This window comes from Methyloversatilis sp. XJ19-49 (genome assembly GCF_024580145.1).
Lineage (GTDB): Bacteria > Pseudomonadota > Gammaproteobacteria > Burkholderiales > Rhodocyclaceae > Methyloversatilis.
On record NZ_JANINI010000007.1, the window covers coordinates 66,386 to 91,444 of the forward strand.

Genomic DNA, 25,059 nt, shown 5'->3' on the forward strand with positions numbered 1-25,059 from the left:
TTCTCCGGTGATCAGGCGTGCGCGGCGGCAGGCGCTATGACAGGGGCGTTATAGGCCTTCTGGCCGGCGATGGTTTTCCACACGTTCCAGGCCATGACGAACATGCCTGCCAGGAAGAGCGCGCCGCCAAGGAAGCGGATGAACCAGAACGGATAGGTCGCCTTCACGCTCTCGACGAAGGTATAGGTCAGCGTGCCGTCATCGTTGATGGCGCGCCACATCAGGCCCTGCATGACACCGGCGATCCACATTGCGGCGATGTAGAGGACCACGCCCAGGGTCGACATCCAGAAGTGGATGCTGATGGCCGGCACCGAGTACATCTTTTCCTGGCCGAACAGGCGCGGGATCAGGTAGTAGATCGAGCCGATCGAAATCATCGCAACCCAGCCCAGCGCGCCCGAATGCACGTGACCGATGGTCCAGTCCGTGTAGTGCGACAGCGCATTGACCGTCTTGATCGACATCATCGGGCCTTCGAAGGTCGACATGCCGTAGAAGGACAGCGAGGTGATCAGGAACTTCAGGATCGGATCGGTGCGCAGTTTGTGCCAGGCACCCGACAGCGTCATGATGCCGTTGATCATGCCGCCCCAGCTCGGTGCCAGCAGGATGAGCGAAAACACCATGCCGAGCGACTGTGTCCAGTCAGGCAGCGCGGTGTAGTGCAGATGGTGCGGACCCGCCCACATGTAGGTGAAGATCAGCGCCCAGAAGTGCACCACCGACAGGCGGTAGGAATACACCGGGCGCTCGGCCTGCTTGGGTACGAAGTAATACATCATGCCGAGGAAGCCGGCGGTCAGGAAGAAGCCCACCGCGTTGTGGCCATACCACCACTGGATCATCGCGTCCTGCACGCCGGCGTAGGCCGAGTAGGACTTCATGAAGTCGGCCGGGATGGCCGCGCTATTGACCAGATGCAGCATCGCCACCGCGAGGATGAAGGCGCCGTAGAACCAGTTCGCGACATAGATGTGCGGTGTCTTGCGCTTCACGATGGTGCCGAAGAACACGATCGCGTAGGACACCCATACCAGCGTGATCAGGATGTCGATCGGCCATTCGAGCTCGGCGTATTCCTTGCCCTGCGTGTAGCCGAGCGGCAACGTGATGGCCGCCAGCACAATGACCGTCTGCCAGCCCCAGAACACGAAACCGGCCAGCCAGGGCGCAAACAGCCTTGTGTGGCAGGTGCGTTGCACGACGAAGAACGAGGTCGCCATCAGCGCACAGCCGCCGAAGGCAAAAATCACCGCGTTCGTGTGCAGGGGCCGCAGGCGCCCGAAGTGAAACCACTCGCCGAAGTTCAGTTCGGGCCATACCAATTGGGCGGCGATGATCACGCCGACCAGCATGCCCACGATGCCCCATACCACGGTCATCAGCGAGAATTGCCTCACCACCCGGTAATCGTAGGTCTCGCCGACCCCGCCCGTTGCCGCTGTTTTCATTTTTGACCACTCCACATTGAAATTCCGCTTCGCGCCCGCCAGCCCGCACGAGCCCGCATGATCCGGAACGAAGGGTATGTGCAGGGGCTCGCGACGATCTTGACCCACGTCAAGCGCCGCCGATTTTACGGCGGTGCAGCAAACCGGCGCAGATCGCCCGCCGTGGCGCAATCCGGGTCATCCATGAGCGCACGAACCGTCCGGCATGGGCGTCCTGCGCGACGCGATATCTGCCGCACGCATCAAGAATCCATTCCGAACCGCGATTGAAATCAAGCGAATTGATTTACCTTGAATGTCGAATCGGTCTATCATTCAATTTCATTACTCAATGGAGAAGCATCGATGTCCGGTCAAAGTTACGACGAACTGATGGCGAAAATTTCGGATCTTCAACAGCAGGCCGAAGTGGTGCGTCGGGCGGAACTCGAATCAGTCATTGCCGATGTCAAGGCCAAGATCAAGAAATACAATCTTTCGGCTGCCGACGTCGGTTTGTCCGGCTCTTCGGCAAAACGTGCGGCGCGCCCGGCTAACGGTGCAAAGGTGAAGATTGCTCCCGGCAAGTACCGCAATCCGGAAAACGGTGAAATCAAGGAAGTCGGTGCGGCCGGCCGCAAGCCGGGCTGGCTCGCCAGCATGACGGCCGAACAGTTGAACGCCGCACGCGTGAATTGAACGGTTGCATGCACGACAAATGAAAAAGGCACCTGATGGTGCCTTTTTCATTCACTGGCGCAGACTCGTTCAGGGACGCGCCTTCGGGGTTTCTTCCTTGAGCGCACGGCGCAATATCTTTCCGACATTCGTTTTCGGCAGTTCGTCGCGAAACTCCACCTGACGGGGAATCTTGTACGCAGTCAATTGCGTCCGGCAATGCACGATGATCTGTTCCGTCGTGAGGGTATTGTCCTTGCGCACGACGTACGCCTTGACCACCTCGCCCGAATGCTCGTCCGCGACCCCGATCACGCAGCATTCAAGCACCCCCTCGCAATCGACGATGACTTCTTCCACCTCGTTCGGATAAACATTGAATCCGGATACAAGAATCATGTCCTTCTTTCGATCGACAATTTTCACGAACCCGTTTTCATCGACCAATGCCACATCGCCGGTACGCAGATATCCATCCGGTGTCATGACTTTCTCGGTTTCTTCCGGCCGCCGGTAATAGCCCTTCATCACCTGCGGGCCACGCACGCACAATTCGCCCGCCTCGCCCATTGGCAATTCGACGCCATCGTCATTCCTGATCGAAATTTCGGTCGACGGAACAGGCAGCCCGATTGCGCCGCTGAATTCCGCCTGGTCAGGCGGATTGATGCACACCGCAGGCGATGTCTCGGTCAATCCATAGGCTTCGATCAGTGGCCGTCCCGTCACGTTCTTCCAGCGTTCGGCAACCGCCCGCTGAACAGCCATGCCCCCCCCCAGAGACACCCTCAGCGCCGAAAAATCGACCTTCGCGAATTCGGCGTTGTTGAGCAGCGCATTGAACAGCGTATTGACGCCCGTGATCGCCGTAAAACGGTGTTTCGACAGTTCCTTGACGAAACCCGGAATGTCGCGCGGATTGGTGATCAGCACATTCCTTGCACCAAGCTTCAGGAATACGAGGCAATTCGCGGTCAGCGCGAAGATGTGATACAGCGGCAGCGCAGTGATGACGATCTGAGGCCCGGTCAGAAAGGGCTTGATCCATGCATTGGCCTGCAGCATGTTGGCAACGATGTTGCGATGCGTGAGCATCGCGCCCTTGGCGACGCCCGTCGTGCCACCGGTGTATTGCAGGAAGGCGATGTCTTCATGCACCACATTGACCGGATTGAGCGCATGGCCGCGGCCAAGTTTGAGCACATCGTTGAAGCGCACCGCATCCGGGAGTTCGAACAGCGGCACCATCTTCTTCACGTGCCGCACGACGAAATTCACCAGCCAGCCCTTGGGCGTCGGCAGCATGTCGCCCAGCGCAGTCACCACCACGTGGCGCACAGGCGTGCGAGCAAGCACCTGCTGCAGCGTCGAGGCGAAATTCTCCAGCACGACAATGACCTCGGCGCCGCTGTCGACCAGCTGGTGCTCAAGTTCGCGCGGGGTGTAGAGCGGATTGCAGTTCACCACCGTATAGCCGGCACGCAGCGCGCCGAACATGGCCACCGGATACTGCAGTACGTTGGGCATCATCAGCGCCACCCGCGAACCGGGCGCCAGACCGAGCACCGACTGCAGATAGGCGGCGAACGCCGCACTCAGCCTTTCGGTTTCGGTGAAACTGATCGCCTTGCCCATGCAGACATAGGCGTCGCGATCGGCGAACTCGCGGCAGCTGCGCTCGAACACATCGCCGATCGACGTGAACTCCGATGGATCGATTTCGGCCGGCACGCCGGCCGGATAGCTTTTCAGCCATACCTTGTCCATAGCCCTCCCCCGTGTTCGGCCTGCACCACCCTGCGTCTGCGCGCGTCCGGCGGCCGGTCGTCCGTCGTGTGGCCTAGCCCGACGCGTCGTCCATCGGCCAGTCGCGGATATAGCTCTTCAGCATGCGGTTTTCGAAACTCTGCTCTTCCAGCATGGCGCGCGCCACATCATGAAAGGACAGCACACCCATCAGTGTGTCGCCTTCCATGATCGGCAGGTAGCGACAGTGCCGCTCAAGCATCAGACGACGCAATTCGTCCACTTCCATGTCCGGGTGGGCGGTTGCCGGATCACGCTGCATCACGTCGGCGACCGTGAGTGTCTGCCAGCCGCCGCCGGCCGTTCGCAAGGCGCGCAGCACTTCGCGAAAGCTCAGCATGCCGACCATCAGACCATGTTCCATGACAACCAGCGAACCGACATCCAGATCGGCCATCGTGGCGACTGCGTTGTCCAGCGACTGCGACGGGACGACGGTGTACAGCACCGTTCCCTTGATGCGCAGGATTTCATGTACTTGCATGATGGCCACCCCTTCTTGCTGCGCATGTGCGAAACGCACACCTCGGTTGAATATCGCAGATGGTAGTCAAAACCGCCAGCGGCGCAAAGTTTCGGGCGGCGCTCAGAAGCGAACGTCGAGCGCGCCGTCCGGGCGGATCAGCGCCGCATGCACCACCTTGCCGGGCCGGATCGCTGCCACCGCCTCGGCGTAGCCGGCAAGCTGCGCGGTGTAGGACTCGGCAAAACGGTCGCCCTGCCCGCTCTTGTAATCGAGTATCCAGATGTCGTCTTCGAATTCCACCAGCCGGTCGATCCGGCCGGGTTGGCCGTCGGGCAGCACGAATTCGAGTTCGTTGGCCGACCAGCGGTGCTGCGCCGGGTCGAAGAAGCGCTGCAGCACGTCACTTGCCACGAGGCGGCGTGCGATCGCTTCCAGATCGCGCCATTGTTCGACATCGAGGCCGGCCGGCCGCGCGGGCGACGGCTCGCCGCCCGCCAGTGCCTCCAGCCAGCTGTGCAGACCCACACCCCACAGCTGAACCGGATCGAGCGTGACCAGCGCTCGCCGCTCGCCGATGGCAGGCAGTATGGGCGCATCGGTCACGACCACCCTGACAACGGGGTCGTCCGGTGTGTCGTCCACGCAGTCAGCAAGTACCCCATGGACAAGCCGCATGCCACCGCCGTCGGTGGGGACTGCATCGACGCAGCCGCCCAGCGCAGCGGTGACCCGGTCGAGCCAGCTGCCGGCGCTGCTGCCCTTGGCAGGGCTGACACCACTGACATACAGCACTTGTCGTGCGCGCGTGAGCGCAACGTACAGCAGGTTCGCGTCTTCGCGTGCCGCAGCGCGCGCTTCAGCCTCAATGAAGGCGGCGCGGGCATGGCCCTGATTGTCTTTCTTCTGCAGCAGGGAAAGATGGCCGGGCGCCGCCTCACCGGGAGGCCAGGCCAGCAGTACGCGCGCGCCGCTGTCAGTGCGCTGCCGCGCCACCGCGTCCGCCAGCCAGACGATGGGCGCCTCCAGCCCCTTGGCCGCGTGGATGGTGAGTACGCGCACCCTGCCGCGCGAAGGATCTTCACCGAGGATGAGGCCTTCGTCCGGCGCTTCGTCGTCTTCGTTGCGCAGGCGTGTCAGCTCGTCGATGAAGCGCGGCAGGCTGGGATAGCGGCCGCTGTCGACCTTGAGCGCCAATTCGATGAAGGCTTCGAGATTGGCGCGCACGCCCGGCCAGGCCATCGCGTCGATACTGGCGGCGTAACGCGGCATCAGCGCGCCCTGATCGAATACGCGATCCAGCAGATCATGCACCGGCAGGCGGGTCGCCGCGTCGAGCCAGCCCTCCAGCAGCGCGGCCGCGCGTGCATGCGCCGGATCGCTGTCGGCGCGTCGGGCGCGCAGCGTCGGCCACAGACTTGCGGCGCCGTCGCCGGTCAGATCGAGCAACTGCGCGTCGTCGAACGCGAACAACGGGCTGCGCAACACATGGGCGAGCGACAGCGCATCGGCCGGTGCGGCGAGAAAGCGCAGCAGCGCGAGCAGATCGGACGCTTCGAGCGTATCGAGCAGGCGACCGCGGCTGGCACCGAAGTAGGGAATGCCGTGGGCGCGCAGGGCCGCCTCGTACACCGCCAGCCCGGTACGCCGGCGCAGCAGGATCATCATGTCGCCGTAGCGTGCCGCACGCGTCGCACCGCTGTGCGCATCGCGCACCGCGAGCTGCCCGACCATCTGTTTCAGCCTCGCGCACAGCGCGTCGGCCTCGCGCTTGCGGCGGCTGTCCTCGATCGCCAGCCTCGGCTGGCGCAGCGGATTGCGCAGACCGCTTGCGACGGTCGGACTGTCCGCGGCTGCGGGCTCGGCGGCCGCCCCATGCCCGAACGCCGGCAGCACTTCGACCCGGCCGGGCAGATCGGTCCGGGTCGTGCTGTGCGGCGCAAAGCCTTCGAACACGTCCATGTCGCCGAACACGGCGTTGACCACGCTCACCACGGCCGGGCTGCTGCGCCGGGTTTCGTTGCGCTGCAGGCGGAGGGCGCCGAAGCGCTGTTCGAACACCGTGGCCGCATGGGTGAAGATGCGCGGATCGGCGCGCCGGAAGCGGTAGATCGACTGTTTCGGATCGCCGACCACGAACACCACCGGCTGCACCTGACCTGGCGCGTAGGCGTCGAGCCAGTGCATCAGCACCTGCCACTGCAGCGGATTGGTGTCCTGAAATTCGTCCAGCAGCAGGTGGCGGTAGCGCGCGTCCAGCCGCGCCTGCACGAAGGGGCCGGTCTGCGCGTCCGACAGCAGGCGCGCGGCATGCCATTCGAGATCACCGAAGTCGAGCACGCCGGCGTTCTGCTTGATGCGGTCGTAGGCGTCGAGCATGGCAGAGGCGACGGTCAGCGCGTGCCGGTTAAGCTCCCACGCGGCGCGATCGCTCAGGGCGCCGAGCGCTCGCAGCACGGCGGCGGAACAGCCGTCGAACAATGCCAGCGCCCGTTCCCCCTGGCCCGTTGCGGCGAGGGTCTTGTCCACGGTGCAGGCGCGAGGTTCGTTCTTGCCGGTCAGCAGGGCCGCGCGCGCGCGCTCAAAGAACTCCGGCGGCTCATCACACGAGAGCGTCTGTTCAAGCGTAGTCGCCATCTGCTGCAGCTTCTTTCCGCCTTGACCAAGGATTCTCGCCAGTTCAGACGCATCGCGGCGGAACACCGCATCTGCGGACAGCACGACTTCAGGCGCCGGTCGATCGGCACCGAAGAAGGATTCGAGATGCGCAAAGACGCCGGCCAGCCCGCCATGCGCCGCCAGCCAGGCTTCCCACTCGGCGCGGCGATCGACCAGCGCGCCGGCGAGCGTCTTCGTACCCGCCACCCCGCACTGGCCCAGCAGGCTGCGCAGCGCGAGCGCCAGTTCGCTCTGCGGCGCGCGCCCGGCGCGGCGCATCAGCGCGGCCCAGGCCTGATCGCGCAACTGCGCCGTGCGCTCCGACAGCTGCAGGCCCCGCAGACCGCTGTTCAGCGGCGCGGCGCCGAGCAGTGACGAAAACCAGCCGTGGAAGGTGTTCACCGTCAGCCCGGGTCGCGCGTCGGCAACCTGCTCGAACAGCGCCCGCGCCCGCGCGATCAGCGTCGGGTCGCGCTGCGCGTCCAGCCCGCGCTCGGCGAGAAAGGCGCTCACCCTCTCATCGTCGACCACGGCCAGTTCCGCCAGCCAGTGCTGCAGACGCTCCTCGATTTCGCGCGCCGCCTTGCGCGTGTAGGTGATGGCGAGAATGTCGCCCGGCTGCGCACCGGCCAGCAGCAGGCGGATCAGTCGCGACACCAGCGTCCACGTCTTGCCACTGCCGGCGCACGCCTCGACCACGACGCTGCGTGCCGGGTCGAGTGCGCGCAGATCGTCGTCTCGGCTCATGACAGCCAGTCCTTGCGGCACAGGCCGCGCATGTCGCAATGCCGGCAGGCCGCCTCGTCGCCGTGTGCCGGCAGGCCGGCGCCGTCGCGCAACGCCAGAAACAGTTCGGACACCAACGCCTGCAGCGCCCGCGCGGCAGCCGGGGGATCGTCCTGAAGGAACGCGACCGGCGCCTCCTCTTCCAGCGCCAGATAGGCCGCCTGGCTCACTGCGCCGCCTTCAAGCAGCGTGTAGAACGCCAGTTGCACGTCATCGGCCTGCAGGGTCTTGCGTACGCGTTCGGCGCTGCGCAGCTTGTAGTCGAGCAGCGCAATGTCTCCATCGGCCGTGCGGTCGATGCGATCGATGCGCCCTTCGAGCGACAGCGCCGCGCCATCCGGCAGGTCGAGCAGGCGCGCACGCCGGGCTTCACCGCTGTCGAACAGCCAGCCGTCGGCTTCGCGCTGCACGGCCCACGCGATGTAGGCGTCGGCGCGATCGTGCAGGCGATCGGCCCACGCATGCTCCTGGAAGTTACGCGCGATGGCGCCGTCGAAGGCAGCCGCGATCTGCGCGCGCAAGGCATCGGCCAGTGCGGGCGGCGCGACATCCCCCAGTCGCGGGTGAGCGACATGAAAGTCATGCAGCACGCGATGCACCAGCTCGCCGACGCTGCCCTTGCCCATGGCATCCTCGACCTCGTCGCCGGCACCCAGGCCAAGTACGTGGCGGGCGTAGTAACGATAGGGACAGGCGATCAGGTCGGCCAGCGCGCTCGCCGTGAGCCGCGACGGCACGCGTCCCGGGTCGAGCACCGGCGTGCTGGATACCGCCAGGGCAGGCAGCGCCGGCAGATCGGCGAGCGCAGGCGCGGCACGTACGGCCGACGGCAGACCGGCGCGCTGCAGCACCAGATCGAGGCGCTGCAGATCCACGCCGGGCAGGTTCGCTTCACCGTTGCGCTGCGTCTGCCAGCTGAACACGGTTTCGTCGCTGCAGGCGATCAGGCCGGCCAGATCGTCGCGCAGCTGCCGGGCGGCGACCTGCGCATCCGGCAGCCCGAGTTCGCGTCGCAGCCCTTCGTGGCCGAGCGCGCCGCGCAGACGCGCCGGCGCAAGGTGCCGGCTGTCGGCGCCGATCACATACACGGCGTCGAAACGGCGCAGGCGGGTCGCCGTCAGTGGCGTCAGCACCACCGGGCTGTCGATGGCGCTGTCGCGGAACAGCGCCTGCTCGAATTCGCCGTTGAGCCACTTGCGCCAGTCGGCGAAGGACAGGTCGAGTGCCACGCCGCTGCTGTCGGCACGCAACTGCTCCAGCAGGTTGACCACCTGCGCACCCGCCGCATCCAGCGCCAGCGCAGCGCGTGCGCCCAATGCATCGAGCGCTGCCAGCAGGCGTTCGACCCGGAAACTGGCCGGTGCGTTGTGGGTGGGCATGAGTGCAAAGGCCTGCGACAGCGCATCGATCAGGCGGCCGGCCGGGCGGCCGGCAAACTCGCGGCCGGCATCCGTGAGCAAGGCGTGCAAGCCATCGACATGGTTGCGCCTGACCACCCAGTCGTCGATGATGGCAATGGCCTGCGCGTGCGCATCGCGATCGAGCGTACCGGCCACATGCGGCGAGCGCAGCAGATCGAGCAGGTCGCGGTGATAGCCGTCGGACGCAAAGCACTGCAGCAGGGCGTCGACCGTGGCCGCTGCGCGCGTGGTCGACAGCTTCCAGCCGGTTTCATCGGCCAGCAGAACCTGCCGGCGTTCGAGCAGCGCGCGGGTGCGGCGCGCTGCCTCGCGGTCGAGTGCCACCAGCGCGATGTTGCGGCGGCCTTCAGACAGCCAGCCGGCGATGCAGGACGCGGCACATTGCGCCTCCTGCTCGAGCGACTGCGCACCGACGAGGCGCACGCGGGCGGCCAGTTCGAGCGCGTCATCCCGCGATGGGGTCGGCGTCGAAACGGGCAGCGAATCGGACGGCCAGGCGGCGTGCAGCACGCGGGCCACCGATGTATCGGCCAGCGCGCGCGTTGCCTGCACATGGAGCACCGGCACGCGCGCGGCATGCAATTCAAGCCATGCGGGCGGTGGCTCTTCCACTGCAGAAAGATGGATGAGCGGGCGCCGCGCCGCGTCCGCAGCGCGCATCAACGTCTGGGTGACGGCACGCGCGTGACCGGGCGTTCCGGTGCAGTCGCTGTGCCATACCGCATGCACCAGACGCGCTTCCAGCGACAGCGCGGCGCTGTCGGTCAAGCCGTGGGCGCGTTCGAAGCCCAGATGCAGGGCGTCCTCATCCGGCAGCGCCGGCAATGCGGCCAACGCGTCGGCCAGTTCGAGCAGTTCCTGCGCCGCCGACCACGGATCGGCGTCGCCCAGCCAGGCCTGCTGGCGCAGTTGCGCCACCAGACGCAGCAGACGGCGGGGGTGGGGATCGACCGGTGCATCGCCCATCCAGCGCGCCGCCAGCAGCGATGGTGTGAGCATGCGCGGCATGAACAGCGCGTGTCCGGCTTCGGCGACCAGCGCGCTGCGCAGCGCCGGCGCATGCGACATGACCGGTATCAGCAGGTCGCAGTCGGCGAGCGCATCGCCATGGCGATCGATCAGAAGGCGCGCGAGCCGGGCGAACAGCGCGCCATCGGCCGGCAAGCTCAGGGTTTCGAAGCCCGCCGCGTTCATGCGCGAGGACGCGAGCTGCGGCGGCCGGCGGGCGGCGGCGTACTCAGCGTTCCAGCATGCCGAGCTTGTCCTTCACCTTGACCCATTCGTCGGCATCGGCAGGGGCTTCCTTGCGCTCGATGATGGCAGGCCATTCGGCTGACAGCTCGGCGTTCAACTTGATGAAATGGATCTGGTCGGACGGTACGTCATCCTCGGCGAAAATGGCTTCGGCCGGACATTCGGCCACGCACAGCGTGCAGTCGATGCACTCATCGGGGTCGATCACCAGAAAATTCGGGCCTTCGCGAAAGCAATCGACCGGGCATACATCGACGCAGTCGGTGTACTTGCACTTGATACAGGATTCGGTGACGACGTAAGTCATGATTTCTCCGTGCGGTGGTCGCATTGCCCGACAGCAGGCGGACCACGGGGTGGTTTGATCGGAATCTCGGGACGATGACAGTCCGGAAAACGGCGTGGATTTTATCACCGCGGCCCACGGCAAAGCCGTTCCGTGCGTCGTGCACGGGAGGCATGCCGTCATGAATTTTTGTCGGATGTACCTCCATCAATCTGCGCAACTCGGTGTTTTTTGTATTAGCATCATGGAAACAGCGCGAAAACAGCGTAACAAACGCGATCGCGCAGGTGTGCGGTCAGCGCGCTGCCAGAGTGATTGCCCCGTGCCTGCCGCGGTGGCCTGCAACCCCCGCACACACCTGCTCAAGAATTCCCGGCCTGCGCAGTGCGCGTCAGGCATCCAGCCCGGCAAATAACAGCGCCCAGCCCACATCCGGTTTTCGACGGTATATCCGACAGATATACCTCTATCCAAGAAACGATCCGGCATTCCAGGTCTCTCCCAAGTCAAGCCCCGCGAGGAAACGATGAGCGAACACATCCACCACGTCACCGATGCCAGCTTCGAAGCCGAAGTGGTCAAAGCCGATCTGCCCGTGCTGGTCGACTACTGGGCCGAATGGTGCGGTCCGTGCAAGATGATTGCCCCCATCCTCGATGAGGTGGCGCGTGACTACGCCGGCAAGCTGCGCGTGGCCAAGGTGAATATCGACGAGAACCAGGACACCCCGGCGCGCTTTGGCATCCGCGGCATTCCGACGCTGATGCTGTTCAAGGACGGCAATGTCGAAGCCACCAAGGTCGGCGCCCTGTCGAAGTCGCAACTGACCGCATTCCTCGACAGCCACCTCTGATCATTTTTCCACGGCGACGGGTGCTTCGCGCACCCCGCCCGCCGGAGCCGGTTCCTGGCTCCGCCTCCCCACCCCCGCACGCCGCACAGACCCCGTCACCATGCATCTTTCCGAACTGAAAGCACTTCACGTCAGCCAGTTGCTCGAAATGGCCCAGTCCTTCGAGATCGAAGGCGCGAACCGGCTGCGAAAACAGGAACTGGTCTTCGCCATCCTGCGCAACCGCGCGAAAAAGGGCGAAAGCATTTTCGGTGATGGCGCGCTTGAAGTGCTGCCGGACGGCTTTGGCTTCCTGCGCTCGCCGGAAGCAAGCTACCTGGCCGGCACCGACGACATCTACGTATCGCCCAGCCAGATCCGGCGCTTCAACCTGCACACCGGCGACACCATCGAAGGCGAAATCAGGACGCCGAAGGACGGCGAACGCTACTTCGCGCTGGTCAAGGTCGATCGCGTCAACAGCGAGCCCCCGGAAGCGACCAAGCACAAGATCCTGTTCGAAAACCTGACGCCGCTGCACCCGACCGAAACGCTGGTGCTCGAGCGCGACATGCGCGGCGAAGAAAACACGACTTCGCGCGTGATCGACATGATCGCGCCGATCGGCAAGGGCCAGCGCGGCCTGCTGGTCGCACCGCCGAAGACCGGCAAGACGGTGATGATGCAGCACATCGCGCACGCCATCACCGCGAACCATCCGGAAGCCATGCTCATCGTGCTGCTGATCGACGAGCGGCCGGAAGAAGTGACCGAAATGCAGCGTTCGGTGAAGGGCGAAGTGGTTGCCTCGACCTTCGACGAACCTGCCACCCGCCACGTGCAGGTGGCCGAAATGGTGATCGAGAAGGCCAAGCGCCTGGTCGAGCACAAGAAGGACGTGATCATCCTGCTCGACTCGATCACCCGCCTCGCCCGTGCCTACAACACCGTGCAGCCGGCGTCGGGCAAGGTGCTCACCGGCGGTGTGGACGCCAATGCGCTGCAGAAGCCGAAGCGTTTCTTCGGCGCCGCGCGCAATGTCGAGGAAGGCGGCAGCCTGACCATCATCGCCACCGCGCTGATCGAAACCGGCAGCCGCATGGACGACGTGATCTACGAGGAATTCAAGGGCACCGGCAACATGGAAATCCATCTTGACCGGCGCATGGCGGAAAAGCGCGTCTATCCGGCGATCAACGTGAACCGCTCGGGCACGCGCCGCGAAGAGTTGCTGCTGAAGCCGGAAATCCTTCAGAAGATCTGGATCCTGCGCAAACTGCTGTACAACATGGACGATCTGGAAGCGATCGAATTCCTGCTCGACAAGATCAAGGCCACGAAGAGCAACGGCGAGTTCTTCGACGCCATGCGCCGGGGCTGACCCGGCGGCGGAACACCGCCACACCTTCCGACCCGCGACGGTACCGTGCCATGACGATGGACGCGATACCGTCGCTTGCGTTGGGCATCGCTGCGCTCACCCCAACCTACGAAACCCGCCGTAGGTTGGGGTGAGCCAACGGCGATGCCCAACGCCACCGCATCAGCCCGCAGCGCCCCGCGCAAACCGACAGACATCCGCCGTCTTCCGTTCATCGTCGTGCCGCCGCCACCGATGACACCGTAGGTTGGGGTGAGCGCAGCGATGCCCAACACCACCCCGGACAAACCGCGGCACGCCCTGCTCCCTCGTGATCGACCGCCATTCCGCTCGCGATCGTCCCGTCTTCGCTGATCCATTCCATCACTGCTGTTTCCGCGGGCGCCCGTCCTTCGCAACCTGACCGGGAAAGCCCGCCCCTGCCTCCGGCGCCCCCACTCGATTTTTTTCGCGGTACGTCAGTGCAACGCTTCGGCCACGGACATCACGTCGCCCGGCGCATTGAGGGCATAGCCGGGAAGGCCGGCGACCGCCACCGCGAAGTCGGGCGAACGCAGCCCGTCGAGCATGCGCTGCATCGATGGCAGCTCAAGCGTTTCGACGCGGCAGGCGAGGAAGTACTGCTCCTGCTCCTGCGCCAGCGGCACGAAATCAAGCCTGAACTGGGTGGCGGCCGCTTCGACGCCGAAACCCGTATCCGCCATGCCGCTGGCGATGTGGGCCGCCACCGCGGCATGCGTGAATTCCACCGTTTCGTAACCGCTGATCCGGTCCGGGTCCAGCGATTGTTCGGTCAACAGCAGGTCAAACAGCAGGCGGGTACCGGCACTCGCCTGGCGGTTGATGAAGCGCACGTCAGGCCGGATCAGGTCCTGCAGCGACGTGATGTTCAGCGGGTTGCCGGCAGCGACGAACAGCCCCTGAGTGCGCGTGACCAGCCGGATCACACGATGCACGCGCGGCTTCAGATATCGCCCGAGTCGTGCCGCCAGGTCCGGTGTGACCCGGCCACTCGGCAGGTGAAAGCCGCACAGGTCGCAGCTGCCGCGCGACATTGACGCCAGCGCGTCAACCGACCCGAGGTACTGCAGCTCAAGCCGCACACCGGCGACGCGCTGGATCAGCTCGGGCATCAGCGCAATGGCGTAGCCGTGGCTGGCGTGCAGGCGCAGTACCGGGTGCGTGTCCATCAGTGCGGCGTTGATTTCGCGGTCGATCTCGACCGACAGATTTTCCAGCTGCGGCGTCAGACGCGCCTGGATGCGCTGCGCCGCCCAGGTGAGCTTCTCGCCGAGCGGCGTCAGCTCGGCGCCCTTGCCCTGCGACAGCTCGACCAGCGGCGTGCCGAAGAACGCCGACCAGGTCCGGATCAGGTTCCAGCAGTGGCGATAGGAAAACCCGACATCGCGCGCCGCCTCGGTGAGCTTGCCGCTGCGCTGCACGGCGGCCAGCACGCGGAACAGCAGTGGATCGATCTCGCGTCCTTCTGCATTGCGGAAGCGCCACGCCGGTTCGATCCGGATACGGGTGTCAGGCACTGGATTTCATATCCGGTGAATCGAGGACCACTGATAAGCTCTGCGCAAAGGTCGTCATTGGACCTTCACACACCTTCATCGGCAATCATGCAATCCGTTTCCGGTAAGGCTTGTGTCCGGTCAGCACATTGCCCGGCACCGCTGCTCACCGTCTCCCGAAAGGAATCTCCCGATGACCGCGATCACCACATTGCGTGACCTCACCGGCCTTGGCCATGCACCGGGCTCGTTGCGCCATGCTGCGCTGATCATGATCGATTGCCAGAACACCTATCGCGAAGGCGTCATGCAGCTCGCCGGTGTCGAAGCCGCACTGGTCGAGGCGCGCCGCGCACTTGACCTTGCGCGCGGGCTCGGCCGCCCCATCATCCATATCCAGCACGATGCCGGTCCCGGCACGCCGTATGACGTGAATGCCCCGATCGGCCACATCGCCGACATCGTTGCGCCGCTGAACGGCGAGATCGTCATCACGAAAAATTACCCGAACAGTTTCGTGCAGACCTCGCTTGACGACGAACTCAAGAAGTTCGGCGTGAAGCAACTCGTGCTCGCGGGCTTCATGACGCACATGTGCATCAGCTCGACTGCGCGGGGCGCGTTCAACCTCGGCTACTCGCCGACAGTGATCGCATCGGCCACCGCCACGCGCGACCTGCCGCTCGCGGGAGGTAGTGAGGTCAGCGCTGCAGCGCTGCAGGCCGCAAGCCTCGCGGCGCTGGGCGACCTGTTCGCCGTCGTAGCCTGCCGAGCGGACGATCTGGTGCACTGAGACGTCGCGCGCAGAGACGCCTTCGGTCTCCTCGTGGCCTGTTCGCTGAAAAGCGCGCAGCCGGTGCATGTCCTTGACGGCATCCCGAGCGTTTGACACATTCGGATCGACCGCAATGATGCCGCACGAAGCAATCCGGCAACCGGCTCGAAAGCGGTCGCGATGCGCAGATGGCTTACCTGACTGCACTCCCAAGGCGACAACCGCGGACCATGACCCGATACCAGAACCTCAGGCTCGACCGGCAACTCTGCTTTGCGCTCTACGCCGCCACCCACGGCATCACCCGCTCGTACCGGGTGCGACTGAAGAAAGTCGGACTGACCTACCCGCAATACCTCGTCATGCTCGCGCTGTGGGAAGAAGACGGCCGTTCGGTCAGCCAGCTGGCGCAGCGCCTGCACCTCGACTCGGCCGCCATCACCCCGCTGCTCAAGCGCCTTGAGGTCGCCGGCTTTCTCGCACGGCAGCGCATGCCGACAGAAGAACGCGTGGTGCAGTCCTTCCTGACACCGGCCGGACGCGAACTGGAGCACGCGGTCGCGCGCATCCAGGGCGAAGTCGCCTGTCAGGCCGGCCTGCCGGAAGAGGCGTTCATGGCGCTGTGTTCGACGCTGCATGAACTGACGCAGCGCATGGCCGACGACCCTAAGGTGAAGCGCGTCGCGGCTTGATGCGAGGAGTCTTCGCGGCTGCGCCACCGGGAGGGCGGGACGAACGCCGTATTTGAGCAACTAGAGCAAAGCATGGTTAGCTATCGAGGATGGCTGGATGGCGTTCGAAAGCACCCAGGCGACAAGGAACACAAAGTTCGGCCGGATTTTGTCTTTTTGCTGGCCCTCAATGACGCAAACCGAATTGACTGAGACACAACAGGACAGCGATGTCATTGCCCGATGGTCTGTATGACTTGCTGTTGACGGAGGGGCTGGCTCGGTCACTCGCTGCGCTCGACCCATCACGAGCTGACGTGTCAGCGCTGAAGGGGGGAGCCGCCGAGTTGTTGGTCGATTTCATCACACGGCAGCTCGGGGCCATCCTTGAAGATTTTTCCGGTGACGATGCCGAGAAAACCAAACGACAGCTTGATCTTGTCAACGAGCTGCTCGTGATGCTGCGACATCGGCTCAGGGGTCACAACGCTGATGACATGTCTACGGCGCATGAGGCGATTGAGCTGATTGCGACACCACTGCGGGTTCTGAGAGCCGTGCAGCGCGACAAGCAGTTTCCGGTGTCGCCAGAGATTGGGCTGGCTGTGCCATGGTTGTTCACGGCCGGAAAGGGCGCGCCGTCGCTGCTGCAAGAAGTTCGGCGCGAACTCGCATCGAGCGATCAGGTGGACATCCTGGTGAGTTTTATCACTGTGTCCGGCGTACGCAAGCTGCAGGATGTTTTGCACCAGATCACAGCTAAGAGCGCACAGTCAACTGGACAGGAGCAGCCTAGGACCCGGCTGCGCATACTCACCACGACATACACGGGCGCGACGGAGGCGCGAGCGCTGGACGAACTCGCACGGCTACCTGGGTGTGAAGTCCGCGTGTCGCTGGATGGCCGACGCACTCGTCTGCATGCCAAGGCATGGCTGTTTCAGCGCAAGACCGGCTTTGGTTCGGCGTATGTCGGTAGCGCCAACCTCTCGGGAGCCGCACTGACCGGCGGGCTGGAGTGGACGGTCAAGCTCACCCAGCGCACGCAAGAAGCGCTGTTTGCCCGCGCCGTGGCCCACTTCGAGACGCTGTGGGCGGACAGTGAGTTTCAGCGCTACGACCCGGACAACGTCGAGCACCGACAGGCCCTGGCGGCGGCACTGGGTCGAGAGTCGTTTGGCGGCGAACCCGCAGGCACGATCAGCTTCTTCGACCTGCAGCCCAAGACCTACCAGCTGGAAATGCTGGAGCAGCTGACCACGGAGCGCGCCCACGGTCGAAACCGAAACCTGCTGGTGGCGGCCACCGGCACGGGAAAGACGGTGGTTGCCGCGTTCGACTACCGGAGCACCTGCCGCATAGAGGGCGGGCGCCCTCGCCTGCTGTTTGTGGCCCACCGAGAGGAAATCCTGCGGCAGGCCATGCGCACCTACCGCGAGGTGCTCCGCGATCCCGAGTTCGGTGACCTGCTCACAGGTAGCGATCAACCCGAGCGCTGGGACCACCTGTTCGCCACCATCGACAGCGTGACCAGTCGCGATCTGGTGGCCACCGTCGGCGCCGACCACTGGCACACGGTGGTGGTGGATGAATGTCACCGCCTGGCAGCCGACCGGTTCGACGCATTCGCCAAGGCCGTTCGCCCCAGTCTGTTGCTTGGGCTGACGGCGACGCCTGAGCGCAGCGACGGGCAACCCATCGCGCCGTATTTCGATTCGCGCCCAGACGGTAGCCCGGCGGTCGAGCTGCGGCTGTGGCATGCGCTGGACCTGCAGTTGCTGGCGCCTTTCGAATACTACGCCTGCGACGACGCCACCGACTTCTCGGAAGTGCCATGGAACAGGCCTGGCGAACGTGAAGCCGTGAACACCCTGGTCACCGGCAACGATATGCGTGCCAAGCTGGTCCTCAACGAATGGCGTCGCCTGGCGTCCGATGCTCGGCAGTCACGGGCGATTGTTTTCTGTGTGTCGGTCGCGCACGCCGAGTTCATGACCGATTGGCTCAACCGCACGGGTCTGCCAGCGGCCTGCGTGGTCGGCACGACAGCGCCGGAAGAACGGCGACGCGCGCCGCAACGTCTGCTCAGCGGAGAGCTGTGCGCGCTGGTCACGGTGGATCTCTACAACGAGGGCATCGACTTGCCGATGGTGGACACGCTGTTGCTGCTGCGACCCACTCAAAGTCCGGTGCTGTTCCAGCAACAGATCGGTCGTGGACTGCGTTTATCCCCCGGCAAGGAGAGCTGCCTGGTGCTCGACTTCGTGGGCCAGCACCGCGCCGAGTTCAGGTTTGACCGACTCTTGTCGAGCCTGACCGGCTTGTCGCGACGCGAACTGGTGGACGGCGTTGAGAACGGCTTCGGCAGCTTGCCGCCCGGATGCCATATTCACCTGCAGCGCCAGACACGAGAGCAGGTGCTGCAAGGTCTGCGATCCCTGACGTCCCAGAACTGGCGGCGCCTGAAGACCGAGCTGCAAACCTACGCGGCACTGCGTGGCCGATCGTCGATTCAACTGGCCGACTTCTTGCACGACCAGGCGTTGGAGCTGGAAGACATCTACCGCACCGGTACCGGACAAAGCCGCAGCGGCTGGACATCGCTCAAGCGTGATGCGGGCCTGTTCGTCGCAGAGCCCGGACCTGAAGAGGAGTACTTCAGCCGCCGCTTCGGCGATCTGCTGCATGTGGATGATCCGCGCCGACTCGATGTGATGACGGCTGTGGGTTCGCGCCGAGGGAGTTCACCAGCACTCAAGGCAGAGGACGCGCTGGGTGTGCAGATGCTGGCCTATCAGATCGATGGGCGCCATGAGCAGGCAGCGGGGCACGAAGCCTTCCTGGAGCGCTTAGAGCGTCACCCAGCCATCGCTGCCGAGCTGGTGGAGCTGTCTGCCCTTCTGCAAGCCCGCAGCACCTTGGGCGCGCATCCTGTGCCCGGTCTCGAAGACACACCTTTGTGCCTGCACGCTGGCTACGGTGCGCGCGAAATCCTCACGGCGGTGGGCTGGCTAACCGCGTCGCGCCGCGTGCCGTTCCAGGCCGGCACTTTGTCGTTGCTTAGCCGCAAGACCGAGCTGCTGTTCGTCACGCTCGACAAGAGCGAGGGTTACCACGACCGTATCGCGTACCACGACTACGCGATCAGCGCAGAGCGCTTTCACTGGCAATCGCAGAACAGCGCCGGCCCAGACACGCCTGGCGGTCAGCGCTATCTCGAAAGCGCGACGAATGGATGGCATTTCCAGCTATTCGTGAGACCTCGCAAGGGAGAGGCATACCGAGCCTGCGGCCCGGTCACGCTGGAGTCGGCCGTGGGCGACCGACCCATGAGCATCGTCTGGCGATTGCAGACGCTACTGCCAGCGAGACTGTTCAGGGAGTTCAGTGTGCTGCGCGGGGTGTAGCGCAGGTGATATCGGCCACCCGCAAATGGTTCTGCGCATTCGCCGCGGGCCGCCACCTGACCAGATATGGGAATGGGTCTGCGATCCCGATCCTGACGTCTGTTGTGAGCGAGACCCCGGCACCGGTTCTCACCCTGAGTACCCGCCACACGCGCGAATCGTGCAATGCGATTGTGGCCCGCCGCTTTGACCTGTTCGAGCAGCCCCGAATGCGCACGCGACATTTAGTAGGTGGCATCCGATACACGCGGCCAAGGCCGCATTGGCTATACGTCGCCTAGTTTGCGCTCGCGTGGTCAGAGCCGAAAAGCTGCGTACGAAGATACGCATGACGCGGTACACGTAAGTACGGGAGAGTCTGCCGGGCTCGCCCTAACGAGTAGGACGCGTTCGAGAAACCTAGATCGCTCTTCTAGGCGAACATGCCCATCGGACACTAGAACAATTCTTGTTTTCGGGCACAAGGCCCGAAAACCAAAATCGGCGCATCCCGCGCACTGGCAGGACGCGCCGTCACCATCACGTCATCCGGCCTGATCATCCACTGCGGCGCTGGCAGCACCGCTCTTCACGGCGGCGATCGCCGCTTCCATTGCGCCGGCGTTGTCGAACATCTTGCTCTGGCCGATCACCTGGCCGTTGCCTGCCTTCAGCACGTAGTAATCCTTGCCGTTCGTGGCTTTCTTGCGGTCGTAGCGGCCATCGTCGGCTGCGTTCTTCTTCACCGATTCGATGCCGTTCTCGGCGGACGCGCGCGTTTTGTACATTTCGCTCTGCAGCAGGGACTGGTCATCCGAGCCCAGCAGCGTGAAGTGGAATTCGCCGTTTGCAGCCTTCTTCAACTGAAACTTCGCCATGCTCCGCTCTCCTGTTTATTGAGTCGTGTGTGGGAACGCGCGGGTGCGCGGCGACAGTATAGCGACGAAGAAAAAGAAGGGCGCCGGCCTTGCGGCACGGCGCCCCAACCTTGCCGAAGCGTTGCGGCAAGGAAGACGGACGGTTGGACTCAGTTCATCGACGGGCCCCTGCCAGCGCACTGACCGGTTCGGGCGGACGGCCGGCGCGGCCGAACACGCCCGACACCACCTGCCAGGCCACCGCCAGCGCGCCGACGATGAACACCACATCGCCGAAGGTGCGCACCCAGCGCAGCGTTTCGAGCAGCGGCTGCTGCATGAATTCCTCGCTGCGTGCGTACCACAGGCCCTGGCTGACGCTGGCGTGGAACTGGATCAGGCCGATTGGCAGCAGGCTGGTCGCGATCATCAGCACCAGACCCGCGTTGAGCCCCCAGAAGCCGGCCTGCATCAGGCGCTCACCGAACGCGAGCTGCGGGCGCAGATAACGCAGCACCAGCAGCGTGAAGCCCAGCGCGAGGAAGCCGTACACCCCGAACAGTGCGGCATGGGCATGCACTGGTGTCGTGTTCAGACCCTGCACGTAGTACAGCGAGATCGGCGGGTTGATCATGAAGCCGAATACACCGGCGCCGAGCATGTTCCAGAAGGCCACCGCGACGAAGCACATGAGCGGCCACTTCAGCCTGGCCATCCACGCAGCGCGATCCTTGAGGCGCCAGTGCTCCCACGCTTCATGACCGAGCACGACCAGCGGCACCACTTCGAGCGCGCTGAACGACGCGCCGACCGCCATCACCGGCGTCGTCGTGCCGGCAAAGTACAGGTGGTGGAAGGTGCCGGGCACGCCGCCCAGCATGAACAGCGAAGCCGAGGCCAGACTGGCTGCCGTCGCCATGCGCGCGGACACCAGTCCCAGCGTGGAGAAGATGAAGGCCAGCGCGGTGGTCGCGAACACTTCGAAGAAGCCTTCGACCCACAGATGCACGACCCACCAGCGCCAGTACTCCATCACCGACAGGTGGGTGCGCTCGCCATAGAAGAAGCCGGCGCCGTAGAACAGGCCGATCGCCACCACGGATGCAGTGAGCAGCGCGAGCAGGTTCTTGTCGCCGCCGGGCGTGCGCAGCGCCGGCACGATGCCGCGCAGCATGAGCACCAGCCACAGCGCCACGCCGACGAACTTGCCGATCTGCCACAGGCGGCCGAGGTCGACGTATTCGTAGCCCTGGTGACCGAGCCAGAAATTCAGCTCCGGCGGCATGATCTGCGCGATCGCCAGGTAGTTGCCGACGAAGGAGCCGACCACCACCACGACCAGCGCCCAGAACAGCACGTCCACGCCCAGCTTCTGGAATTTCGGATCGCGTCCGCCGTGGATCAGTGGCGCAAGGAAGAGGCCGGCGGCCAGGAAGCCGGTGGCGATCCAGAACAGCGCGCTCTGGATGTGCCAGGTACGCACCAGCGAATACGGGAACCACTGCGACACGTCGATCCCGTAGAAGGTCTGGCCCTCGACCGTGTAGTGCGCGGTGAAGCCACCCATCATGACCTGGAACACGAACAGCGCCACCACCAGGACGAGATACTTGCCGAGCGCACGCTGCGATGGCGTCGGCGCGATGCGCGACAGCGGGTCCTGCGCCGGCGCGGCCGGGTCGCTCTCGTCCTGCCGGCGCAGGAAGGACCAGCCCCAGATCAGGAAGCCGACGCCGGCCATCATGACCACCACGCTGACGACGGACCACACGACGTTCTCCGCCGTGGGCGCATTGCCGATCAGCGGTTCGTGCGGCCAGTTGTTGGTGTAGGTGGCGCGGGTGCCCGGCCGCTCGGTCGCGGCCACCCAGGCGGTCCAGAAGAAGAAGCCGGCAAGCTGCGCGCGCCGCTGCGGGTCGGGCAGCGTGTTGTCCTTCATCGCATAGCTTTCGCGTGACCCCTGCAGCGCCGGCGCGTCGCCGAACAGCTCGACGTAGTAGTCGGCGGTGCGCTCGATCGCCCGGGCGCGCAAGGTGGATACGGTGGCCGCGCCGGTCGCCTCGTCGAAGGTGTTGCGGCGGTACTCGCGCTTCAGGCGTGCTGCAAGTTGCGCCTGCGCATCGGCATCCAGCTCCGCGTAAGGCTTGCCATGCGCGTCCTGCGCGGCGAGGTCGAGCCAGGCCAGCAGTTCGCGGTGCAGCCAGTCGGCCGTCCAGTCCGGCGCCTGGTAGGCGCCGTGCCCCCAGATCGAGCCCAGCTGCATGCCGCCGACCGACTGCCAGGCGGTCTGGCCGTCGAGGATGCCGTCATGCGTGTACAGCACGCGGCCGTCTTCGCTGACGATCTGCTGCGGTATCGGCGGCGCGTTGCGATACACCTCGACACCGTAGTAACCGAGCAGCGAAAAGGTGACGATGAGCACGCCGATCAGCGTGAACCACAGCTTGCGGTAATCACCCATGAGCGGTCTCCGCCCCGGCCGGTGCCGCGTTCAGCCCTTCGAACAGGATGTTGTTCTCCAGGTGGATGTGTTCCATCAGGTCTTCGCGCAGTGCGGCCAGACCGGTGTAGAGCGCGCGCCAAGTGTTGCAGGCGCCGCGCGGCAGCGTGATGTCGTCGGTCAGCGCTTGCAGCCGCTGCAGTGCTTCGCCGTGCTGGTCGTGCTCGCTGCGCATCACCGTGACCGGCCCCTGCAGCGCCGCCGCGTGTCCGCGGGCGAGCATCGGGAACAGCACCTGCTCTTCCTTCTGCATATGGCTTTCCAGTTCCTGCTGCATCGTTGCCAGATGATCGGCGAGGCCGTTCGGGCAGTCCGGGCGATCGCCATGCACCTGTTCGACCCGGCGCGCCAGGCGGACCAGTTCGGGCAGCTGTTCGCGATGGCGGTCGTGGAAGCGGAACAGGATGTGTTCGATCAGCACCGCGGCCGGCACCGTGCGCCAGTCACGCGCCTCTCGCGTGGCCTGCGACAGCAGCGCACCCAGTCGTTCGACGATGGGCTGTGCGTCGATGCCCCGCTCGGCCGCGGCCTCCTGCAGGCTGTGCTTGCCGCCGCAGCAGAAATCCAGCTTGTGTTCGTGGAACACCCGGGTGGCACCGGGAATGCTGCGCGCCAGCGCGCCGAGGGATTGGTCGATCAGGTTCATGGCGAAGACCTCGTTGGGAAGAAGACGCCTTCACTGCGCAAGGTCCGGGCCATGCATCCGGATCAAATAAAATCAATGATCTATGGAAAATGAGGTATTTTTCACCCTGAAAAGAAATGGTTCCTGGAACCATAAACGGGTCACTTTAACCATGATGGAATCTCTGCTGCTTGCCGACCTGGTGTCGGATCTGCCGCCCGCCGTGCGCCTGCAGCGCCTGGTCTCCAGCCTGCGCACCCACTTCGGCTGCGGCGCAGTCGCGCTGCTGAAGCTGGAAGAGGACAGCCTGCGCCCGCTGGCGGTCGACGGTCTGGTGCGCGAAACGCTGGGGCGGCGCTTCGTCGTCGGCCAGCATCCGCGGCTGGCAACCATCCTGTCGCGACGCGACATCACCGCTTTCGACCACGACAGTACGCTGCCCGACCCCTATGACGGCCTGCTCGACACCCGGGTCGGCGAACCGCTGCCGGTGCACGATTGCATGGGAACCAGCCTGCACGTCGAGGGCCAGACCTGGGGCGCGCTGACGTTCGACGCGCTGCAGACCGGCACCTTCACCGAGGCGGCGCGCGACGACCTGCGCCGCCTCACCCTGCTGGTCGAAGCCGCGGTGCGCGTGACGCGGCTCGAACAGGACCTGCACGCACTGCGCCTGTCGCGTGGCGGCGAGCGGGCCGACGCACAGGGCGCCAGCGCGGACGAGGCCGAAATCGTCGGCCACAGCGAGGTGATCCAGCGCCTGCTGCACGAAATGCAGGTGGTGGCCGATTCGGAACTGTCGGTGCTGCTGCTCGGCGAAACTGGCGTGGGCAAGGAGCTGTTTGCCCGCCACCTGCACCGTCATTCACGCCGCGCCGCGCAGCCGCTCGTACATGTCAATTGCGCGGCGCTGCCCGAATCGCTGGCCGAAAGCGAGCTGTTCGGCCATGTGAAAGGCGCGTTTTCCGGCGCCACCACCGACCGCCCCGGCCGCTTCGAAGCAGCGGATGGCGGCACGCTGTTTCTCGACGAGGTGGGCGAGTTGCCGCTGACCGTGCAGGCCAAGCTGCTGCGCGCACTGCAGAACGGCGAAATCCAGCGCCTCGGCGCCGACCAGCCGCGACGCGTCGATGTGCGCGTGATCGCCGCCACCAACCGCACGCTGCGCGACAGCGTGCGCGACGGCGCCTTCCGGGCCGACCTGTACCACCGGCTGTCGGTGTATCCGGTGCCGATACCGCCGTTGCGCGAGCGCGGCAGCGACGTGCTGCTGCTGGCCGGCCGCTTTCTCGAACTGAACCGTGCCCGTCTGGGCCTGCGCAGCCTGCGCCTGTCGCCGGAAGCGGAAGATGCCCTGTGCCGCTACCCGTGGCCGGGCAATGTGCGCGAACTCGAGCATGTGATCAGCCGTGCCGCGCTGAAGGCGGTGAGCCGTGGCGCCGCGCGCACCGACATCGTGTCGCTGCCGGCCGACCTGCTCGATCTTGATGACGTGACCACCCCCGCTGCAACGCCGGAGACCTGCGGCACGACGTCCGGCGCCATACTGCCGTCGATGCGTGAAGCGATCGATGCCACACAGCGCCGGCTGGTCCGCGCCGCGCTCGATGCCTGTGCCGGCAACTGGGCCGACGCGGCGCGACGGCTGGATGTCGACCCGAGCAATCTGCACAAGCTGGCGCGTCGCCTCGGACTCAAATGACAGGCGACGGCGGCGGCTTGGGGGCCAC

General features: G+C 65.0%; 17 protein-coding genes. 7 read left to right on the top strand and 10 right to left on the bottom strand.

Annotated elements, in window-relative coordinates:
* Positions 1 to 11: 11 nt before the first annotated feature.
* The gene (gene ccoN, locus NMQ16_RS09960; protein WP_257080416.1) at positions 12 to 1,454 is read right to left on the bottom strand and encodes a cytochrome-c oxidase, cbb3-type subunit I; all 1,443 of its coding nucleotides are present in this window, start codon (positions 1,452 to 1,454) and stop codon (positions 12 to 14) included.
* A 291-nt stretch (positions 1,455 to 1,745) separates the two neighbouring features.
* Between ccoN and NMQ16_RS09965 the strand changes: the two genes are divergently transcribed.
* Positions 1,746 to 2,132: an H-NS histone family protein gene (locus NMQ16_RS09965; protein WP_257080417.1), complete on the top strand. Its 387-nt coding sequence runs from the start codon at positions 1,746 to 1,748 to the stop codon at positions 2,130 to 2,132.
* Positions 2,133 to 2,201: 69 nt separating this feature from the next.
* Here NMQ16_RS09965 and NMQ16_RS09970 read toward each other — a convergent pair whose 3' ends face one another.
* The 5 genes from NMQ16_RS09970 to fdxA all read right to left on the bottom strand — a co-directional run bounded on the left by NMQ16_RS09970 (position 2,202) and on the right by fdxA (position 10,806).
* Complete coding sequence (locus tag NMQ16_RS09970; protein WP_257080418.1) at positions 2,202 to 3,878, bottom strand: long-chain-fatty-acid--CoA ligase; 1,677 nt, start codon at positions 3,876 to 3,878, stop codon at positions 2,202 to 2,204.
* Positions 3,879 to 3,951: 73 nt separating this feature from the next.
* Positions 3,952 to 4,401 (bottom strand): CBS domain-containing protein, encoded by a 450-nt coding sequence (locus NMQ16_RS09975; RefSeq protein ID WP_069040668.1) that lies wholly within the window; start codon positions 4,399 to 4,401, stop codon positions 3,952 to 3,954.
* Positions 4,402 to 4,503: 102 nt separating this feature from the next.
* A complete protein-coding gene (locus NMQ16_RS09980; RefSeq protein ID WP_257080419.1) occupies positions 4,504 to 7,785 on the bottom strand; it encodes an exodeoxyribonuclease V subunit beta in 3,282 nt (1,093 codons plus the stop codon).
* Entirely contained in the window at positions 7,782 to 10,439 is a 2,658-nt protein-coding gene (locus NMQ16_RS09985; protein ID WP_257080420.1) for a PD-(D/E)XK nuclease family protein, read from the bottom strand. Before NMQ16_RS09985 ends, NMQ16_RS09980 begins: the two co-directional genes overlap by 4 nt.
* 43 nt (positions 10,440 to 10,482) lie before the next feature.
* On the bottom strand, positions 10,483 to 10,806 hold the full coding sequence (gene fdxA / locus NMQ16_RS09990) for a ferredoxin FdxA (protein ID WP_069040667.1): 324 nt from the start codon (positions 10,804 to 10,806) through the stop codon (positions 10,483 to 10,485).
* A 505-nt stretch (positions 10,807 to 11,311) separates the two neighbouring features.
* Here fdxA and trxA point away from each other — a divergent pair.
* The gene (trxA, locus tag NMQ16_RS09995) at positions 11,312 to 11,638 is read left to right on the top strand and encodes a thioredoxin TrxA (protein WP_069039507.1); all 327 of its coding nucleotides are present in this window, start codon (positions 11,312 to 11,314) and stop codon (positions 11,636 to 11,638) included.
* Between the two features lie 100 nt (positions 11,639 to 11,738).
* Positions 11,739 to 12,998 (top strand): transcription termination factor Rho, encoded by a 1,260-nt coding sequence (gene rho, locus NMQ16_RS10000; RefSeq protein ID WP_069039506.1) that lies wholly within the window; start codon positions 11,739 to 11,741, stop codon positions 12,996 to 12,998.
* 458 nt (positions 12,999 to 13,456) lie between these two features.
* On the opposite strand, the gene NMQ16_RS10005 is transcribed toward rho, so the two are convergent.
* Positions 13,457 to 14,536, bottom strand: a complete 1,080-nt coding sequence (locus NMQ16_RS10005) for a helix-turn-helix transcriptional regulator (RefSeq protein ID WP_257080421.1) — start codon at positions 14,534 to 14,536, stop codon at positions 13,457 to 13,459.
* Between the two features lie 172 nt (positions 14,537 to 14,708).
* On the opposite strand from NMQ16_RS10005, the gene NMQ16_RS10010 reads away from it, so the two are divergent.
* The 3 genes from NMQ16_RS10010 (at position 14,709) to NMQ16_RS10020 (ending at position 19,368) form a co-directional block, all read left to right on the top strand.
* Positions 14,709 to 15,308, top strand: coding sequence for a cysteine hydrolase family protein (locus NMQ16_RS10010; RefSeq protein ID WP_257080422.1), 600 nt, complete (start codon positions 14,709 to 14,711; stop codon positions 15,306 to 15,308).
* A gap of 212 nt (positions 15,309 to 15,520) precedes the next feature.
* Positions 15,521 to 15,982: a MarR family winged helix-turn-helix transcriptional regulator gene (locus NMQ16_RS10015; protein WP_257080423.1), complete on the top strand. Its 462-nt coding sequence runs from the start codon at positions 15,521 to 15,523 to the stop codon at positions 15,980 to 15,982.
* 296 nt (positions 15,983 to 16,278) lie between these two features.
* Complete coding sequence (locus NMQ16_RS10020) at positions 16,279 to 19,368, top strand: DUF3427 domain-containing protein (protein ID WP_257080424.1); 3,090 nt, start codon at positions 16,279 to 16,281, stop codon at positions 19,366 to 19,368.
* A 524-nt stretch (positions 19,369 to 19,892) separates the two neighbouring features.
* On the opposite strand, the gene NMQ16_RS10025 is transcribed toward NMQ16_RS10020, so the two are convergent.
* The 3 genes from NMQ16_RS10025 to ytfE form a co-directional block, all read right to left on the bottom strand.
* Entirely contained in the window at positions 19,893 to 20,225 is a 333-nt protein-coding gene (locus tag NMQ16_RS10025; protein WP_257080425.1) for a YegP family protein, read from the bottom strand.
* Positions 20,226 to 20,379: 154 nt separating this feature from the next.
* Complete coding sequence (locus tag NMQ16_RS10030; protein ID WP_257080426.1) at positions 20,380 to 22,665, bottom strand: nitric-oxide reductase large subunit; 2,286 nt, start codon at positions 22,663 to 22,665, stop codon at positions 20,380 to 20,382.
* Positions 22,658 to 23,350: an iron-sulfur cluster repair protein YtfE gene (ytfE, locus tag NMQ16_RS10035; protein WP_257080427.1), complete on the bottom strand. Its 693-nt coding sequence runs from the start codon at positions 23,348 to 23,350 to the stop codon at positions 22,658 to 22,660. The genes NMQ16_RS10030 and ytfE overlap by 8 nt, the downstream gene beginning before the upstream one ends.
* A 154-nt stretch (positions 23,351 to 23,504) precedes the next feature.
* Here ytfE and norR point away from each other — a divergent pair, with 154 nt between their 5' ends.
* Entirely contained in the window at positions 23,505 to 25,031 is a 1,527-nt protein-coding gene (norR, locus tag NMQ16_RS10040) for a nitric oxide reductase transcriptional regulator NorR (protein ID WP_257080632.1), read from the top strand.
* Positions 25,032 to 25,059 lie beyond the last annotated feature (28 nt).